Origin of the sequence: Fictibacillus sp. UD (genome assembly GCF_043558025.1) — a bacterium.
Classification (GTDB): Bacteria; Bacillota; Bacilli; order Bacillales; family Fictibacillaceae; genus Fictibacillus.
In genome coordinates, this window is the sequence record NZ_JARUHH010000001.1 from 441638 (window position 1) to 459345 (window position 17708).

The 17708-nt window shown below is 38.1% G+C and carries 15 protein-coding genes and 6 tRNA genes; 18 read left to right on the forward strand and 3 right to left on the reverse strand.

Annotation, left to right across the window (positions count from 1 at the left end):
• Positions 1–55: 55 nt before the first annotated feature.
• The 8 genes from P8610_RS02235 to P8610_RS02270 all read left to right on the forward strand — a co-directional run bounded on the left by P8610_RS02235 (position 56) and on the right by P8610_RS02270 (position 2226).
• A complete protein-coding gene (locus P8610_RS02235; RefSeq protein ID WP_394602936.1) occupies positions 56–538 on the forward strand; it encodes a DUF456 domain-containing protein in 483 nt (160 codons plus the stop codon).
• Positions 539–689: 151 nt separating this feature from the next.
• Positions 690–764 (forward strand) — tRNA-Asn (locus P8610_RS02240).
• 4 nt (positions 765–768) lie between these two features.
• Positions 769–845 (forward strand) — tRNA-Met (locus tag P8610_RS02245).
• Between the two features lie 26 nt (positions 846–871).
• Positions 872–947: transfer RNA gene (locus tag P8610_RS02250), tRNA-His, on the forward strand.
• 25 nt (positions 948–972) lie between these two features.
• A tRNA-Ile gene (locus P8610_RS02255) sits at positions 973–1049 on the forward strand.
• Positions 1050–1058: 9 nt separating this feature from the next.
• Positions 1059–1151: transfer RNA gene (locus tag P8610_RS02260), tRNA-Ser, on the forward strand.
• Positions 1152–1328: 177 nt separating this feature from the next.
• A tRNA-Phe gene (locus P8610_RS02265) sits at positions 1329–1404 on the forward strand.
• A gap of 210 nt (positions 1405–1614) precedes the next feature.
• Positions 1615–2226 (forward strand): superoxide dismutase, encoded by a 612-nt coding sequence (locus tag P8610_RS02270; RefSeq protein ID WP_289495118.1) that lies wholly within the window; start codon positions 1615–1617, stop codon positions 2224–2226.
• Here P8610_RS02270 and P8610_RS02275 read toward each other — a convergent pair whose 3' ends face one another.
• Complete coding sequence (locus P8610_RS02275; RefSeq protein ID WP_394602937.1) at positions 2227–2487, reverse strand: hypothetical protein; 261 nt, start codon at positions 2485–2487, stop codon at positions 2227–2229. It abuts the gene before it with no gap.
• Positions 2488–2588: 101 nt separating this feature from the next.
• Between P8610_RS02275 and P8610_RS02280 the strand changes: the two genes are divergently transcribed.
• From P8610_RS02280 to phoU, 7 genes are all read left to right on the forward strand, one after another.
• Positions 2589–3866, forward strand: a complete 1278-nt coding sequence (locus P8610_RS02280; protein WP_394602938.1) for an MFS transporter — start codon at positions 2589–2591, stop codon at positions 3864–3866.
• Positions 3867–3988: 122 nt separating this feature from the next.
• Entirely contained in the window at positions 3989–6043 is a 2055-nt protein-coding gene (locus tag P8610_RS02285) for a penicillin-binding transpeptidase domain-containing protein (protein WP_394602939.1), read from the forward strand.
• A 230-nt stretch (positions 6044–6273) separates the two neighbouring features.
• Positions 6274–7233: a PstS family phosphate ABC transporter substrate-binding protein gene (locus tag P8610_RS02290; RefSeq protein ID WP_394602940.1), complete on the forward strand. Its 960-nt coding sequence runs from the start codon at positions 6274–6276 to the stop codon at positions 7231–7233.
• Positions 7234–7334: 101 nt separating this feature from the next.
• Positions 7335–8291 (forward strand): phosphate ABC transporter permease subunit PstC, encoded by a 957-nt coding sequence (pstC, locus tag P8610_RS02295; RefSeq protein WP_394602941.1) that lies wholly within the window; start codon positions 7335–7337, stop codon positions 8289–8291.
• Positions 8291–9169, forward strand: coding sequence for a phosphate ABC transporter permease PstA (gene pstA, locus P8610_RS02300; RefSeq protein ID WP_289495123.1), 879 nt, complete (start codon positions 8291–8293; stop codon positions 9167–9169). The genes pstC and pstA overlap by 1 nt, the downstream gene beginning before the upstream one ends.
• 47 nt (positions 9170–9216) lie before the next feature.
• Positions 9217–10002: a phosphate ABC transporter ATP-binding protein PstB gene (gene pstB / locus P8610_RS02305; RefSeq protein ID WP_394603100.1), complete on the forward strand. Its 786-nt coding sequence runs from the start codon at positions 9217–9219 to the stop codon at positions 10000–10002.
• A gap of 24 nt (positions 10003–10026) precedes the next feature.
• Positions 10027–10686 carry a phosphate signaling complex protein PhoU gene (phoU, locus tag P8610_RS02310; protein ID WP_394602942.1) on the forward strand — a complete coding sequence of 220 codons (660 nt, stop codon included), beginning with the start codon at positions 10027–10029 and terminating at the stop codon, positions 10684–10686.
• Positions 10687–10778: 92 nt separating this feature from the next.
• Here phoU and P8610_RS02315 read toward each other — a convergent pair whose 3' ends face one another.
• Both P8610_RS02315 and P8610_RS02320 read right to left on the reverse strand, forming a co-directional pair.
• Positions 10779–11249: a hypothetical protein gene (locus P8610_RS02315; RefSeq protein WP_394602943.1), complete on the reverse strand. Its 471-nt coding sequence runs from the start codon at positions 11247–11249 to the stop codon at positions 10779–10781.
• Positions 11250–11269: 20 nt separating this feature from the next.
• Positions 11270–11461 carry a hypothetical protein gene (locus P8610_RS02320; RefSeq protein WP_066242378.1) on the reverse strand — a complete coding sequence of 64 codons (192 nt, stop codon included), beginning with the start codon at positions 11459–11461 and terminating at the stop codon, positions 11270–11272.
• Between the two features lie 368 nt (positions 11462–11829).
• On the opposite strand from P8610_RS02320, the gene P8610_RS02325 reads away from it, so the two are divergent.
• From P8610_RS02325 to P8610_RS02335, 3 genes are read left to right on the forward strand one after another with little or no spacing between them, the layout of a single operon-like run.
• On the forward strand, positions 11830–12483 hold the full coding sequence (locus P8610_RS02325) for a DUF4912 domain-containing protein (RefSeq protein ID WP_394602944.1): 654 nt from the start codon (positions 11830–11832) through the stop codon (positions 12481–12483).
• 11 nt (positions 12484–12494) lie between these two features.
• Positions 12495–15296: a 1,4-alpha-glucan branching protein domain-containing protein gene (locus P8610_RS02330; protein WP_394602945.1), complete on the forward strand. Its 2802-nt coding sequence runs from the start codon at positions 12495–12497 to the stop codon at positions 15294–15296.
• On the forward strand, positions 15296–17707 hold the full coding sequence (locus P8610_RS02335; RefSeq protein ID WP_394602946.1) for a sugar phosphate nucleotidyltransferase: 2412 nt from the start codon (positions 15296–15298) through the stop codon (positions 17705–17707). Before P8610_RS02330 ends, P8610_RS02335 begins: the two co-directional genes overlap by 1 nt.
• The last annotated feature ends 1 nt before the right edge of the window (position 17708 follow it).

Sequence of the window (17708 nt, forward strand, 5' to 3'; positions counted from 1 at the left end):
AGGGGGAATTTCCTCCTGGTTATTTTTTTGGTCTTTTACAAGAAAGGAGACAGAAGTGGACTATGTATATTGGTTTTTAATTGGTTTAGTGTTCGTAATCAGTTTTATTGCGTTAACCTATCCGATTTTACCTGGTGTATTATTTTTAGCTGCCGGTTTTTTAATCTATGGATTTGCTTTTTCATTTGAGCCGTTCACGCCTTTATTTCTTACTGTGCAAATCTTATTGTTTATCAGTTTGTTTGTTGTTGACTACATAGGGAATGCTTATGCGGTTAAGAAAAAAGGAGGATCTAAAGCGGCTTTATGGGGAAGTTCGATCGGATTGATCGCTGGACCTTTTGTAATACCTGTTGCCGGAATACTGATTGGACCGTTTTTAGGTGCTGTAATTGCAGAACTTCTATTCCAAAGAAAAGGATTGAAGTCAGCCGTTTCTGTAGGTATTGGTACTGTGCTTGCTTTCGTAGGAACAACTCTGATTAAAGTCTTTACACAGGCTTTAATGATCGGTTATTTTTATTATCAAGTATTATAAATCTTCATTGCTTATTGCTGGCGGGCGTGTTATATTATTTTTGTTCTAAAAAGTACATGTGTTCGCGCAAATTCATTTCAAAAATGTTATTGACATTAATTACGACAACGTGATATAGTAGTTCTTGTCCTTAACAAAGTTAAGACGTTATTCCACAGTAGCTCAGTGGTAGAGCTATCGGCTGTTAACCGATCGGTCGTAGGTTCGAGTCCTACCTGTGGAGCCATTTTGGCGGTGTAGCTCAGCTGGCTAGAGCGTACGGTTCATACCCGTGAGGTCGTGGGTTCGACTCCCTCCGCCGCTACCAAAATGTTTTTTTTATTAATCACGATGGCGGTCGTGGCGAAGTGGTTAACGCATCGGATTGTGGTTCCGACATTCGGGGGTTCGATTCCCCTCGTCCGCCCCATAACATTTACATAAGTTTTATCTTTGGACCCTTAGCTCAGTTGGTCAGAGCGGTCGGCTCATAACCGATTGGTCGTAGGTTCGAGTCCTACAGGGTCCACCATATAATCGAGGAGGTATACCCAAGTCCGGCTGAAGGGATCGGTCTTGAAAACCGACAGGGGTTTAACGACCCGCGGGGGTTCGAATCCCTCTACCTCCTCCATTACATATTTTGTAGTAAATAAAATCATAAATATCTTCTTTTTGGCTCGATAGCTACGAGCGTTACAGCAAGAGTATGCTGCGAGTTGTCTCGACGGATACACCCTAGAAGGGAACGTGTAGAGGAAGAGACACAGTAATTAAATAAGACCAAAAATTTTGGTTTTGAAAAATTTTTGGCTCGATAGCTCAGTCGGTAGAGCAGAGGACTGAAAATCCTCGTGTCGGCGGTTCGATTCCGTCTCGAGCCACCATACTATACATATTAACCTTGCGGCGTGCCGTAAGGTTTTTTTATGATTAAAAATGGTACAGTGTTTAAAAATTGAAAGTTCGCTTTAAATTTGATAAGGTAAACATGTTGAATACTTTCTAAACAAGTAAGTTGATTAAATGGTTTCACTTTTCAAGCTACCTTGAAAATGAACATATAAAACTCTACATATTATAAGGAGGAAATGAACATGGCTAAATTTGAACTGCCTGCATTACCTTATGAAACAAACGCACTTGAACCGCATATCGACAAAGAAACAATGGAGATCCACCACGGTCGCCATCACAAAACATATGTTGATAATTTGAATGCTGCTCTTGAGGGGCAAGCTGAATTTGAAAACAAGAGCTTGGAAGATCTTCTTTCAAACCTTGATTCTCTTCCGCAAAGTATCCAAAATGCTGTTAGAAACAATGGTGGTGGGCACGCTAACCATAGTCTTTTCTGGGAAGTAATTGCACCAGGCGGAGCAAACGCGCCATCTGGAGAACTTGCTGACAAAATCAACAGTAAATTCGGAAGCCTAGATGCATTTAAAGAAGAGTTTGCGAACGCTGGTAAAACAAGATTTGGCTCTGGTTGGGCATGGTTAGTTGTAAACAATGGAGAGCTTGAAGTTACAAGCACGCCAAACCAAGATACACCTGTTATGGAAGGTAAGACACCGATCCTAGGACTAGATGTTTGGGAGCATGCTTACTACTTAAATTATCAAAACAAACGTCCTGATTACATCGCTGCATTTTGGAACGTTGTAAACTGGGATGAAGTTGAAAAGCGTTATAACGAAGCAAAATAATTAATGAAAGCTGCTGGCTTGCCAGTGGCTTTTTATTATGCCTTTGTCATGTATTTCATATTGATCTGCTAACCTTACTAATAGTTCATCAAGAGCTAGATTACCGTCACCGAATGGAACAAACGATTGAATAACACATACATTTTTTGATTGAAAATACCAAATAAAATCTTTGTACAACTTCGGACTGTCTTCTAGTTTTACATCGGAGTCATAGAAAAGGTCTATATCTACAGAATCAAAAATCCAATACTCAAACATATCATCATACCCCTTTATACAATAAAAACCAATTTGTGAAAAAGTGAATAGCCCCTATCGTCTTGAAAGACACTAACGACGATATGTAAGGGGGCGAAAACATGAGATTAAAAAAAATCATGGATACCGACCAATACCCTAGAGATTTGTTCTTATTGCTATTTGTAGGCGGATTATTTACCTTAAGTACAGCTCTTTCAAATACGTTTGTTAACATTTTTTTGTGGAAGCAATCTGGGAAAATTACAGATATCGCTTTTTACAATCTTTCTATTGTTGTCATGCAGCCGATAGCGTTTTATTTAGCGGGATGGTTTGCCAAAAAAATTGACCGCGTTATCGTACTGAGAATAGGTGTTTTAATACTTGCTTTATTTTATATAGGCGTCCTTTACATGGGATCGTTGGCGAGTAACTACATCATTTTACTTGGGGCTATGTTAGGATTTGGTTTAGGATTTTACTGGCTTGCTTTTAACGTGCTGACATTGGAAGTTACCGAACCGGAGACCCGTGATTTTTTTAACGGATATCTAGGCGTACTGAATTCCCTTTCAGGAATGATTGGTCCACTCAGTGCAGGGTATATCATTACTAGGATGGACAAACATGCAGGATACGAAACAATTTTCACCGTTTCAATGGTCTTGTTTTTTGTTGCAGTTGCTATAAGTTTTTTTTTAAATCGAAGAAAAGCAGATGGCAGGTTTGGTATAAGAGAGGTTTTACAGGAACGTAAAAAAGACAAAGCTTGGTTGCAGTTGCTAAGAGCACATTTTTTTCAGGGATTTCGTGAAGGAACATTTGTTTTTTTAATTGTAATATGGGTATATACAGCTTCTAAAAGTGAATTCGCTCTTGGAACTTACGGGTTTGTTCAGTCCTTTGTATCTTTTGTTGGGTATTATTGTGTCTCGCATTATTTAACACCAAGGAATAGAATGAGAGCGATATTTACTGGAGGATTGTTGCTCTTTATTTCGCCGTTTATGCTGCTTTTCCCAGTTTCATTTACACTCCTTGTCGTATACGGGGTATCTGTTTCGATTGCTTATCCGCTGTTATTAGTTCCATATGTCTCATTAACGTATGATATTATCGGAAAATGCAGGGGTATTCATGAAAAAAGAATTGAATATATTGTTGTTCGTGAAATGTATCTGAATGCAGGAAGAATCATTTCAATCATTACGTTTATCATCGTAGTAAATCTGTTATCACAAGAAAAGGGTATTCCTTTATTGCTGCCCATCTTAGGTGCCGGACACTTTTTAATTTATTTTTGCTTAAGAAAAGTTTCTTTCTCAAAAAGCAGCTCTCAAAAAACAATTGAGCTTGCAGAATCACAGCAAGACGGAAACAATCCTAACAAACAATAATTATCTTTTGACATAATTGCCTTTGTAAGGATACTATTATTATGCAGATATAATTACCGGTTCGCTTTAGACACCTTTTTAGAAAGGTGTCTGTGATGTTTTAGAGGGAGATTTACAATATTATGAAAACAAACGACAATAAAAAGAAAAACCATGTACCAATTCGAATCAATGCCCTTTTTTTATCGGCGTTCTTTCTCTTTTCAGTGTTGGTTCTCAGACTTGGTTATGTGCAGATCGTAAAAGGTGAAGAATATAAGCGCGATGCTTACTTAACAGAGAATGTAACAACGAAATTGGATGCTCCACGAGGTAAAATGTTTGATGCGAACTACCGGGTAGTAGTGGATAATGATCCAGTTTTCTCTATTACATATACAAGAACTCAGGAAGCTGATGCTGAGCAAAGATACAAATTAGCCTTAAAGCTAGCGGATCTTATAGATAAAGATTTTGAAGAGCTAACCGAACGAGATAAAAAAGATTATTTTATTTTTCTAAACGAAAAGGAAGTAGAATCAAGATTATCTAAGGAAGAGAATAAGGATACTCCCCCAGAAGAGCTTTATAATCTTATGCTTCAAAAAGTAACTCAAGAAGATATTGACTCCTTTACAAATAAAGAGCTTGAAGTTCTTGCGATTAAAAGTGAAATGGACAGGGGTTATACGCTTTCTCCCCAAAGAATTAAGGTTGGAGCTACCGAAAAAGAAATTGCGTTGATCAGTGAGCATTTACCTGAACTAGAAGGTGTGGATATAAAACCTGATGCTGAACGATCATATCCTTATGGTAATTCCTTTCGTGATATCTTCGGTCAAGTAAAGCAAATACCGAAATCGAGAATGGATTATTACACAGCACGTGGTAATGACCGTAACGATATGGTCGGCACGAGTTTTCTTGAAGAACAATACGAATCACTTCTACGTGGAACAAAGTCGAAAATTAAATATGTTACAGATAAAAAGGGTAATCCAGTTGGAGATCCGGTAGAGGAAGATGGTGCAAGAGGAAGCGATCTTATTCTGACTGTAGACATGAATCTTCAGCAAGAAGTTGAAAAAGTCATCGAAGAAAAATTAAAAGATGCTATCCGGGGCAAGTTTGCATACGACAACAACAAGTTAAACAGCGCGTATGTTGTCATGATGAATCCGAATACCGGTGAAATATTATCCATGGCGGCTAAAAAATACGACAGAAAAACAGGGAAGTTTACAGACATACCTTTTGGCAATGTTTATGACTCATATGCTATGGGGTCAACTGTTAAAGGAGCAACTGTTTTAACTGGCCTCAAAGAAGGAGTTATCGAGCCAAATACGATCATTAATGATGCACCGTTAACTTTTGGTGACAGCCGTCCTTTAAAATCGCATGAAAACATGGGGGCAGTCGACGCTGTTGAAGCTTTAGAAAGATCTTCAAACGTATATATGTGGCACATTGCTATGCGTTTAGCGGGATATGACTATTCCAATAAGCGCTTTAACGAGAACAAGGTCCAAGAAGCGTTTAATATATTAAGAAACTCATACAGTCAATTTGGTCTTGGTGTACCAACTGGGATAGATCTTCCCTCAGAGGCGACTGGTTATAACACAGGGATGAGCAATGAACTGTCACAAGCGATGTTCTTCTCCATCGGTCAATTTGACACATATACTCCGATGCAGATGGCACAGTATGTTTCTACTATTGCTAACGGTGGCCTTAGAATGCAGCCTCATCTTTTAAAAGAGGTAAGAGAACCATCCATAGATCCTAACAAGTTAGGAAAGCTTCTTTATCGGTTTGAACCAAATATTTTAAATAGGATCGAAATGAAGCCAAGTGAAATCGCAGTTGTACAAAAAGGATTTTATGAAGTTATGCACGGCAACGGCGGTACAGCGGCATGGAAGTTCAAAAACAAGGATTATAATCCAGCAGGAAAAACAGGTACAGCTGAAATTGATAAGGCTACAGGTATTGTTAATAAGACACTGATTGGATATGCACCATACGAAAATCCAGAGGTAGCATTTGCAGTCGTTGTTCCAAACATTAAAGAGGGGAATACGAACAGTGAAATAGCTGAAGGTGCACTGGATGCGTATTTCTCAATGAAAAAAGAAGGCATTCCGGCTAATCCGGATACAAAAGGTAGAGCTCAAGATCAAGAATCACGCTAAAAGGCGTGATTCTTTTTTTGTATAGATAGATAGTCTTAGTAAAGACTAAGAACATATTCGTCGATGAATCAGTCTTAACAATACCTTTACAATTCATTAAAACGCAGTTCACATTCAAGGGTTATTGTAGAACTTGTAAGAAAGAAACAAGCTTTTAAAAAAGGGATCATGACCTGAGAGAATTCTCTAACATGAAAAGACGAAAATCATATTTAGGGGGACCTATCAAGATGAAGAAAATGAAGTCTGTGTACCTTTTAGCGGTAATGTCACTAATCCTAGTTTTCGCTGCAGCATGTGGAAACAAGAGTGAAGATGGAGCTGCTGGCGGCGGAGATCTAAGCGGTAAAATCAAAATCGATGGATCATCCACAGTATTCCCAATTATGGAAGCTGTTTCTGAAGAGTTCCAAGCTTCAAATCCTGATGTTCAAGCACCAGTTGGGGTTTCGGGTTCAGGTGGAGGATTTGAAAAATTCGTTCGTGGAGAACTTGATCTAGCTAACGCTTCACGTCCGATTAAAGATGAAGAAAAAACAGCTGCTACAGATAAAGGTATTGAATTTACTGAGTTCGAACTAGCAAAAGACGGTTTGTCAGTAGTAGTACCAAAAGAAAATGATTTCATTGATCACTTAACATTAGATGAGCTTAAAAAGATCTTCCTTGAAGAAGAGGCTGCAAAAACTTGGGCTGATGTACGTGAAGGATGGCCTAAGGAAAAAATCGAAATTTATGCTCCTGGTACAGACTCTGGAACATACGATTATTTTGATGAAGTAATCCTTGAAGAAAAACCAATGCGCCGTGATGCTCAATTATCTGAAGATGACAACGTATTGGTTCAAGGTGTAACAGGTTCTAAAAATGCTATTGGATTCTTCGGTTATGCATACTACCAGGCAAATAAAGATAAAGTAAAAGCGGTTCCGATCGATGGTGGAAACGGTCCTGTTGAACCAACAGCTAAAACAATTGAATCTGGTGAATACGCTCCACTTTCTCGTCCGTTGTTCACTTATGTAAACAACAAATCTCTAAAAGAAAACGAAGCAGTTTATGAGTACATGAAGTTTGCTCTTGAGAACGCAGGTGAGCTTGCATCATCTGATTCAATCGGATATGTATCACTTCCGAAAGAAAAGTACGAAGAGCAAATGAAAAAGCTTGATGAGCTTGCAGGTAAATAAGAATTTCTTATGGAATAACTTAGGAAAATAATAAAGGGTGAGGAGCGGGATATCTCCTCACCTTTCACCTGTTTAGTATTGTCGAATTATAGGAGGTCTTGTTGGTGTCCAGAGATAAAACAAACCAAAAATCAATCCGCTCTATGATTCAGGAGAATAAATCTTCAAGAAGTCAATCAGCGGTAATGGAAAAGGTAGTTCCAAAAATCTTTTTGATTTGTGCAATTATATCTATTTTTACAACGTTAGGCATTGTTTTTACTTTATTAACAGAAACTGTTACGTTTTTTAGCCGAATTTCAATATTTGAGTTTTTAACGAATACTCGCTGGTTCCCTTTTACTTCTGACGAAAATGCTGACTACGGGATTCTTGCACTAGTTATGGGTACATTGACGATTACTGCCATTGCCATGGTTGTTGCAATCCCTGTAGGTCTTGCTGTAGCTATATATTTAAGTGAGTATGCATCAGCAAAAACTCGAAAGATCATTAAACCAATTCTTGAAGTTTTAGCTGGAATCCCTACGATTGTTTACGGATTCTTTGCACTCACGTTTGTAACACCTTTATTAGATAAAATTATTCCAGGCGGCATTTCAATCTTTAATGCTTTAAGCCCCGGAATTGTTGTGGGTATTATGATTATACCTATGATTGCATCATTATCAGAGGATGCGATGAATGCTGTGCCAAACTCTATGAGAGAAGGTGCTATGGCTTTAGGTGCAACACGTTTTGAAGTTGCCATTAAAGTTGTATTGCCTGCTGCACTATCTGGAGTGATTGCTTCGTTTGTTCTAGGAATCTCAAGAGCAATTGGTGAAACAATGATCGTAACCATTGCAGGTGGTTCTAGACCGACTGCCGATATTAATGTGACGGAATCCATTCAAACGATGACTGCTTACATCGTACAAGTCAGTCAAGGTGATACAGGATATGGAACTACGATTTATTACAGTATCTATGCTGTAGGTATGACGTTGTTTGTATTTACGTTAATCATGAATTTACTTGCTCAATTTATTTCCCGCAAGTTTAGGGAGGAATATTAATGGGTTTAATTAATAAAGAGTCTGTTAAAAAGAAAATGGGGAGCAGAATAGCAGCGAACGGCTTTGCTAAATTCCTGTTTATACTTGCAACATGCTTCTCCCTGCTTGTACTAGGTGTTTTGATCTATAGAATTTTATCTGAAGGATTACCTTATTTAAGTTTAGATTTTATTACTAACTTCGCATCTAGAATGCCTGAACGTGCAGGTATTTGGGCAGCGCTGCTAGGAACGATCTGGATCATGGCGGTTACGGCACCTGTTTCATTTATCCTTGGTGTTGGAACGGCTATCTATCTTGAAGAGTATGCGAAGAAAAATGCATTCACAAAATTTGTTCAGATTAATATTTCTAACTTAGCTGGTGTTCCATCCATTGTATTTGGGTTGTTGGGACTTACAATCTTTGTTCGTTTAGCTGGACTCGGATCGAGTGTGCTGGCTGGTGGATTAACGATGAGTTTATTGATTCTTCCTGTTATTGTAGTTGCTTCTCAAGAAGCGATCAGAACAGTTCCGAGGGAAATTCGTGAGGCTTCATTTGGAATGGGCGCAACAAAGTGGCAAACCATTAGAAGAATTGTGTTTCCTGCTGCGCTACCTGGTATTTTGACTGGAACAATCTTAGCTCTATCTCGTGCAGTTGGGGAAACAGCTCCATTATTAGTGTTAGGAGCATTAGCATATGTTGCATTTGTGCCAGAAAATTTATTCTCGCAGTTTACGGTACTTCCTATTCAGCTTTACAACTGGACGAGCAGACCACAAGAAGATTTCCATATGCTCGCAGCGAGCGGAATCATTATCTTGATGATTATCTTGCTGATTATGAATTCCATTGCGGTATTTATTCGAAATAAGTTTCATAAACGCTTCTAACAGAGAGAAGGAGGACAAAAAACATGGACATCACAATTAATAAGCAATTGGTACAAAAGGGAGAAAAAGAACAGGATTTCACACCTGTCTTTAATATAAACAATTTAAATTTATGGTATGGTCAAGATCATGCATTAAAAGATATTAAATTTGATATTCCTGAAAAACAGGTTACTGCCATTATCGGGCCATCAGGGTGCGGGAAATCAACATTTATTAAAACGTTGAACAGAATGGTTGAAATGATTCCGATCGTTCGTATGTCCGGGGAAATTGTTTATAGAGATAAAAATATTTTTGATCCTAAATACGGTGTAGAAGAACTTCGTACACAAGTAGGTATGGTATTTCAAAAGCCGAATCCATTCCCTAAATCAATTTATGATAATGTAGCATATGGACCGCGTATTCACGGAATCAAAAACAAAAAAGTATTAGATGAAGTTGTTGAAAAAAGCTTAAAAGGCGCAGCAATTTGGGATGAAGTGAAAGACCGTCTGAATGAGAATGCTTACGGTTTATCCGGCGGCCAGCAGCAGCGTCTATGTATTGCACGCTGTCTTGCAATTGAACCAGACGTAATCCTGATGGATGAACCAACATCTGCACTTGATCCAATCTCGACATTAAAAGTTGAAGAGCTTGTTCAAGAATTGAAAAAGGATTATAGCATTGTTATCGTTACACATAACATGCAGCAAGCAGCTCGTATTTCGGATCGTACAGCATTCTTCCTTAATGGGGAAGTTGTAGAATACACAGATACCAGCACATTGTTCTCTAATCCATCTGATAAGCGAACAGAAGATTATATTACAGGACGTTTTGGCTAATAAAAGGGAATAGGAGTGGGATAAATGGTTGTTCGTGAAAATTTTCAGCTTCAATTAGAAGAAATGAAAAATGCTATTATTCAGATTTCAAAGCTGACAGAAGAAGCTTTGCTTGAATCTGTAGAAGCTCTAAAAAATCAAGATTTAGATAAAGCATTAGTAGTAATTGAAAATGACAACAGAATAAATGTGTTAGAAGATGAGATCAATGATATGGCCATTCTTTTAATCGCAAAACAAGCTCCTGTAGCTTCAGATTTAAGAAGAATCATCGCTGCTATTAAGATTTCTTCTGACATTGAAAGAATGGCTGATTTTGCTGTGAATATTGCAAAATCAACGATTCGAATCGGCAAGCAGGAACTGATTAAACCCCTTGAAGAACTTCCTAAAATGGCGCATCATGCTATAAAGATGCTGACTGCAGCTACAAAAGCTTACGTGGAAGAAGACGTTGCACTTGCAAAAGAACTTGCTGAAATGGATGACTTTGTTGATGAAACGTATGGAAAAATTATTAAAGAGCTTCTAGAGTTAATGACTAAAAATCCTGATCACCTTTCACAAATTAGCCAATTATTGTTTGTATGCAGATACATTGAGCGTACAGCTGATCATGCAACAAATATTGCAGAAAGCATTATCTTCCTGGTTAAAGGAAAAAGATACGGTTTAAATGATTAAAGGCAGTTTTCACTTATTGCACTTCATCCTTTAGAAAAGAGCAAAAAAGAAAGAGCAAGCGTCATAATGCGCTTGCTCTTTTTTATGTACAATTATGAACTTGTAATCTCTTTAGCGATTTCGTCAAAGTTCATCTTGCTGTTTACTTGATGAGATTCAGCCCTTACTGCACCTTCTAAGTTGTTTGAACGTAAATATTTTAAAAACTCTTTGCTGTCTTTGATGATATTCCCTTTTTGTAATTGGTCACAAACCTCACCAGTTGTCATTCCTTGAGTGATTGTCAAAGTCATTTGAAAAACTTTTTCTTCCTCTTCTTTTACAGGAGCAGCCTTTGGTTCTTCTTTGGCTGCAGGAGCCGCAACGGCAGTTTGTGTTTCTTTTAATGCAGTAAATTCGTCTTTTGAAATTGCTATTTCGCCTTTTTCAGAAAGATATTGAGATACCGTTTCATCTGTTAAAACAGAATTTGTATCTGTATCAGCCGTATAATAAAAACCAGCTAAAATACCAGTTGAAAGAATAATACCTGCTGAAAATCCGCGAAGGTTTTTGCTTGTCATACCCATTTCCCCTCACAAATTTAGTTCTTATCGTTAATCATCATTTCGTCTTCAAGAACTTTTAATTTCTTTTTTACTTGATAGATTTCTTTCATTAGCTGAATCGTGAAATTTTCCAGCTGTGTTTCAACTGAGTTTTCGCGATTTTTTCTAAAGGAAAGAATCAAAAGAATAACACCTACAAGTAACAATCCAAAAATAGCAAACTCCATAAAATCCTCCCTAAAATAAAGCTATACACTTTACTTTTATAACATAGTATTTATCCGTGGTATAGGTTTTTTCGCAAATGTTTACACAAATTGCTACAATTCGACTATTTTCATACAGGACATGAATGAAGTAGATAGGTTTCGCCTTCAATCATTGGCGTTTTTTGTCCTGATTTGTCAATTTAACAGAATAATCTGACGGAGAAACCGATTTCAAAAACTTTACATATACGGAAATCCCAAGTGGGGCATGGAAGCGTCATTTTTCGACTTTTTTGACACATTGTATATAAAAATATCCAGTGATACGATTAATAAAAATGAGGTATAAAACTTAGTTTACTAGAATAATTGAATAGGATGAGGTGATGAACTTGATCGAAGATATTGTGAAATTAAAGGAAAAAGGTCTTACGTTACAAGAGATCGCACAAAGAATGAACATGTCTTTAGGAAAGGTTCAATACCGCTGGAATAAATACCGCCAGCAGCAAACACCATCGAATCATGAACTTTCTCCTGAAGCCGTAGCTGTTAAAGAGAAGGAAAAGTGGACGATGCCATATGAATACGAAGAAGATAATGTGTGTCTCATGCCAAGAACATCTGATAGTTTGTATGCCTATTGGAGTTTCACAGAATCCATCAAACAGATGGCAGAACACCATTTTCGCACAAAATGGGAAGAACTTCCTTCCGTTTTGAAGATTTATGATGTAACTGACATTGAATTTTTTGGACATAATGCACACCGTACATTTGAAATGGAGCTTCCACCCATGACTAATAATTGGTTTCTTCAATCTTTAGAACCAGGGAGAACGTTTATTGTGGATATCGGAACGCGCACTTTTGATGGAAGTTTTTTCACACTGCTGCGTTCAAATCCCGCTGAAACAAGTCCTGATCCTTATAACAGTATACATGATGAAAAGATAGAACGATGGAAGCATCAGGATGTTAACGAGCCTGAATGGTTGGAGAACTTTTCAACCTATTCGTACTATCAAAAAATTAGATAGGAGAGTAAAACATGTCTAACGGGTATTTTTCACTGGTCTTGCACGCTCACCTTCCTTATGTGAGGCATAAAGAAGCAAATCGTTTAGAGGAAAGATGGGTATTTGAGGCACTTACTGAGACATACATCCCGTTATTGTGGGTACTCGAAGAACAGCCCGAATACTTGTCTTGGACTCTATCATTTTCACCGCCACTTCTTGAATTACTAAACGATCCTGTGATTCAGAAGCGCTATTTAGAACATTTAGATCTAACGATGAAACTTGTTCAGAAAGAAAAAAAACAATCGACTCAAACGGAAGAGCAAGATGTTATTCAGTTTTATGAAGAACGTTATAAAAAAATTATGGAAACTTACCAAAAACACGACTGTAAGATTACAAATGCGTATAAACAGTTTATGGATCAAGGGAAGGTAAACTGTATTACATCTGCTGCTACTCACGCCTTCCTTCCTTACGTTGAAACAGAGCAAGGTATTAAAGCTCAGATCCTTTCTGGTGTTCATACGTTTGAAAAGTATTTTAATGAAAAGCCTAAAGGGTTTTGGCTTCCAGAATGCGCATACTCTCCTGGAGTAGATAAAGTATTAGCTGAAGCTGGGATTCGCTACACATTTGTTGATGAGGAAACGTTGTTAAGAAGCAAGCCCGCACCTTCTAAAGGAATTGGTGCGCCCGTTTATTCTCCACATGGAGTGGCATTGTTCTCAAGAAATCAATGTATCTCTGAAACAATTTGGAACTCATCAGTTGGTTATCCTGGTGATTATGACTATCGTGAGTTCTATCGTGATGTAGCTTATGAGCGTGACCATGAGTACATTAAGAGCTTTATACATCCTGATGGTATAAGGATAGATACTGGATTAAAGTATTGGCGTATAACAGGGAAAACAGAAAATAAAGATTGGTACCAAAGAGATTGGGCTTTTAATAAATTGCAGCAACATGCATTTGATTTTTGTCATCGAATTACAGATTATCTACATAACAACAAACAATCTTATCCTCCTCAGCTTATAACTGCACCATTTGATGCAGAACTATTTGGACACTGGTGGTTTGAAGGACCGGAATTTTTACTTCAATCAATGAAAGTTTCAACTGACCAAGACATCACGTGGATTACACCTCAAGAATTTTTAAACAGACACTATCAAGACTTAGAAACCGTTAGACCTTGTTTTTCAACATGGGGAAAAAATCAAACAGGCGAAGTATGGCTAAACGAGACTAACGCTTGGATGTATAGACACCTGCATCACTGCGAAAGAAAGCTAGTTCAGCTTGCCGCTCATCTTTCAAATGGTAAGGGAAACATTGTCGTTGAACGCTACGCGAATCAAATGGTAAGAGAATGGATGCTTGCTGCTAGTTCAGACTGGGCTTTTATTGTTGAAGGCAATAGTGCATCACAATATGCTAAGAACCGTTTTCAGCAGCACATTGAAAGATTTCATGAACTGAATAATTCGATCGATAAACAAAACTTCAATCCGGAAGAAATTTCTGCTTACGAAAGTGAATTTCCTTTTCTTATGACAGATCTCTGGCAATTCTTTAAAAACCCGCATGATGAATATGTGGAAGCTCACTACAGCAAGAAAAAAGGCAACGGAAAGAAAATCTTAATGCTATCTTGGGAATTTCCTCCGATGGTAGTAGGTGGATTAGCAAGACACGTATTTGATCTATCTAGAAAGTTGGTAGAACAAGGTTCAGAGGTTTATGTTGTTACTTCTTCGGTTGAGGGTTATCCGGAACATGAAGTCAATAATGGTGTTCATGTTTACAGAGTTGCAGGCAAACAGCCGAACTTTGAATCGTTCTTCCATTGGACCGGAAGTTTGAATATGGCGATGGTTGAACAAGCGAATTGTCTTGCTAAAAAGTTTGATTTTGATTGTATACACGCACATGATTGGCTCGTTTCAGTTGCCGCTCTCGCCATAAAGAAGGAACTTAATATTCCTCTTATCACTACGATTCATGCAACTGAGCACGGAAGGAATAACGGAATTACATCACCGCTTCAGTATGAGATCAACCAAAAAGAATGGGAACTTATGGATGGATCGGACAGCCTTATTGTGTGCAGCAAATATATGAAAACTGAATTAACCGATGTTTTTAGCATTCCAGAAGAAAAGATCACGATTCTACCAAATGGAATTGATCCTGAGCAGATTGTTTATGAGTCTGAATCAGCCATAGAAAATCAAAACGATAACGATCAAGAACTTCTTTTATTCTCGGTTGGAAGGCTGGTAAAAGAAAAAGGATTTCAAACGATCATCGAAGCAGCAGAGATTTTAAGAAACAATGGAAAGCGAGTAAAATTCGTTATTGCTGGAAAAGGGCCTTTGTTTGATGAACTAAATGAAATGATAAGGCAGAAACATTTATCGGAATTTGTTCATCTTGCTGGATTCGTTAGTGATGAAGAAAGAAATGAATGGTTTGCGAAAGCAGATGCTGCTTTGTTCCCAAGTCATTATGAACCGTTCGGCATTGTAGCTCTTGAAGGCATGGCGTCCGGAAAGCTAACCATTGTTTCAGACACAGGTGGATTAAGAGAGATTATTGATCATGAGAAAACGGGTTTAAAGGTATATCCAAATGATCCTCATAGTATTGTTTGGGCAGTTGAATTTATTCTATCTAATCGTGATCGCTGCAAAGAGATTGCCCAAAATGGTGAAGAAATCGCTAGAACGGTATTCAGCTGGAATTCTATTGCAGAAAAGACAGCTGAATTATATGCAATGTTTCATAAAAAAAATACATCAAAAGTGGGAGGAATCGTGTAATGAAGGGTGTAATTATGGCAGGCGGAAAAGGAACACGCTTAAGACCTCTTACATGCAATATGCCTAAACCAATGGTACCAATGCTTCATAAACCTGTAATGGAATATGGAATTGAACTTCTAAAGAAATTTGGTATTACAGATATTGCCGTTACGGTCCATTATCTGCCGGATGCAATTAAAAACTATTTTGGCAACGGCCGTGACTTTGGTGTAAACCTTCATTATTTTGTAGAAGACTCCCCGCTCGGAACAGCAGGTTCGATCAAAAATGCTGAAGAATTTTTAGATGAGCGTTTTATTGTAATCAGTGGTGATGCTTTAACTGATTTTGATCTTGCTAAAGGGATTCATTTTCATGAAGAAAACAATTCGTTGGCTACGATCTTCATGAAACAAGTAGATTCCCCTCTGGAATATGGCGTGATCATGACGAATCAAGAAGGAAAGATTATTCGCTTTCTTGAAAAGCCAAGCTGGAATGAAGTATTCAGTGATACGGTAAATACGGGGATTTATGTATTAGAGCCGGAAGTGTTTAACTATATCGAAAAAGATGTTCCAGTTGATTTTAGTAAAGATCTGTTTCCTTTACTTATGAAAGAAGACAAAAACCTTTTTGGGTACCAAGCAGAAGGCTACTGGTCTGATATCGGAAGTCTGCAGCAGTACCGCCAATCTCATTACGACATGTTAAACGGTCTTGTTAATCTTCCGTTTTCAGGAAAAGAACATGAACCAGGAGTTTGGGTTGGTGAAAATGTCTTTATCGAAGACGGCGCAGTCATTGATGCACCTGTCAGTATCGCGGATGGAGCAGTGATCAGGAAGGGTGCGCATATCGGGAAATTATCTGTTGTTGGAAAAAACAGTGTTGTCAGCACCGGAAGTTCATTAAAGAAAACCGTCTTATGGAATGATGTATTTGTAGGTGATCAGTGTGAATTAAGAGGAGCTACAATTGCAAACGGTACGAAAGTAGAAAAAGATGCTTCTATATTTGAACATGCGGTTGTTGGTAATCATTGTACAATCGGAAGAAACGCAACACTTAAACCAGATGTTAAAATTTGGCCTGAAAAAGAAATTTTCGAAGAAGCCCTCGTTCATACTTCTATCGTATGGGGAAAAAAGGCGACTAAATCTTTGTTCGGCTCTAGAGGTGTATCTGGCATTGCTAATGTGGAAATTACACCTGATTACATTGCTCGACTGGCTTCAGCATATGGAGCTGTTCTCCCTTATGGATCACAGATTCTCATAGCTAGCGACTCCCATGATTTTTCAGTTATGATTAAACAGTCATTCATCCAAGGTCTTCATTCATCAGGGGTGCATACCCTGGATATCAGCCCTACAGTTGCACCTGTTGTTCGTTTTTCGATTGAAGAAGAACGTTTAGAAGGCGGAGTATATGTAAGGTTCTCCAACCCTACAGGAGAAAAGCAGCTGATGATCGAGTTTTATGATAATAAAGGACTTCCGATTCACTCCGATCTTGAGAGAAAGATTGAAAATGCTTATTGGCAGGAAGATTATCGACGTGCTTCATTTGACAGAATCGGAAAAGGTGCTGTTCAAGGGAACAAACATGAAGACTATATCTCTGCTCTTTTAGAAGAAATACAAGAAAAAGGGATTCAAGAAGCCAAGTTTCGTGTAGTGGTCAATTACAATCATCAACCCTATTTAAACTTCATTCCTAACCTTTATAATCGTCTAAACTGTGAGATCTTAACGGCACCCTATCAAACAAAGCCAGAGGAAATGGCATCCTTTGTAAGAGTAACGAATGCCAACATCGGTGTTCTTATTGGAGAAGCGGGTGAAACGTTGCGTCTCATTACTGAGACAGGTGAAGTGCTTGATGAAGAGACGATGCTCGCATTATATGTATTTACTGCATTTTCACAAGGTAAACAAAAAGAGATGGCAATCCCGGTTTACGGATCGTCAGCGCTAGACTCTATCGCTGAACGCTTAAAGGGGAAATTAATTAGAACGAAAGCCAACCCTAGATCGATTATGGAAGTAGGGAAAGGTGTTCTAAATTACCAATATGATGCTCAATATGCTTTTGTTCATATTTTAGAAATTATGGCTATGCAAAAGATCACCCTATCTGAACTGGTAAAGATGCTTCCAGATGTGCATATGTTAAGAGAATATGTACCATGTCCAAAAGACAAGAAGGGAAGAGTGATGCGAAGACTGATGGAGGACATACGAGATAATAATGTAGAGTTGCTCGATGGTATCAAAGTCTTTCATCCTGAGGGAGGCTGGACGCTTATATTGCCAGATGTTGAACAGCCTGTATTTACAGTTTATTCACAGAACAAAGACCCTGAACAAGCGAAACAAGCTGCATCGCAATATATTGAAAAAATCCAGTTATACCAGCAGGTGTAAT

What these genes read in the sequence shown, in the direction of transcription:
- P8610_RS02280 (WP_394602938.1), top strand. Translation starts at nt 2,589, where the DNA reads ATGAGATTAAAAAAAATCATGGATACCGACCAATACCCTAGAGATTTG.
- P8610_RS02320 (WP_066242378.1), bottom strand. Translation starts at nt 11,461, where the DNA reads ATGGAGTTTGCTATTTTTGGATTGTTACTTGTAGGTGTTATTCTTTTG.
- P8610_RS02325 (WP_394602944.1), top strand. Translation starts at nt 11,830, where the DNA reads ATGAACTTGATCGAAGATATTGTGAAATTAAAGGAAAAAGGTCTTACG.
- phoU (WP_394602942.1), top strand. Translation starts at nt 10,027, where the DNA reads ATGGTTGTTCGTGAAAATTTTCAGCTTCAATTAGAAGAAATGAAAAAT.
- P8610_RS02315 (WP_394602943.1), bottom strand. Translation starts at nt 11,249, where the DNA reads ATGACAAGCAAAAACCTTCGCGGATTTTCAGCAGGTATTATTCTTTCA.
- P8610_RS02270 (WP_289495118.1), top strand. Translation starts at nt 1,615, where the DNA reads ATGGCTAAATTTGAACTGCCTGCATTACCTTATGAAACAAACGCACTT.
- P8610_RS02335 (WP_394602946.1), top strand. Translation starts at nt 15,296, where the DNA reads ATGAAGGGTGTAATTATGGCAGGCGGAAAAGGAACACGCTTAAGACCT.
- P8610_RS02290 (WP_394602940.1), top strand. Translation starts at nt 6,274, where the DNA reads ATGAAGAAAATGAAGTCTGTGTACCTTTTAGCGGTAATGTCACTAATC.
- pstA (WP_289495123.1), top strand. Translation starts at nt 8,291, where the DNA reads ATGGGTTTAATTAATAAAGAGTCTGTTAAAAAGAAAATGGGGAGCAGA.
- P8610_RS02275 (WP_394602937.1), bottom strand. Translation starts at nt 2,487, where the DNA reads ATGTTTGAGTATTGGATTTTTGATTCTGTAGATATAGACCTTTTCTAT.
- P8610_RS02285 (WP_394602939.1), top strand. Translation starts at nt 3,989, where the DNA reads ATGAAAACAAACGACAATAAAAAGAAAAACCATGTACCAATTCGAATC.
- P8610_RS02330 (WP_394602945.1), top strand. Translation starts at nt 12,495, where the DNA reads ATGTCTAACGGGTATTTTTCACTGGTCTTGCACGCTCACCTTCCTTAT.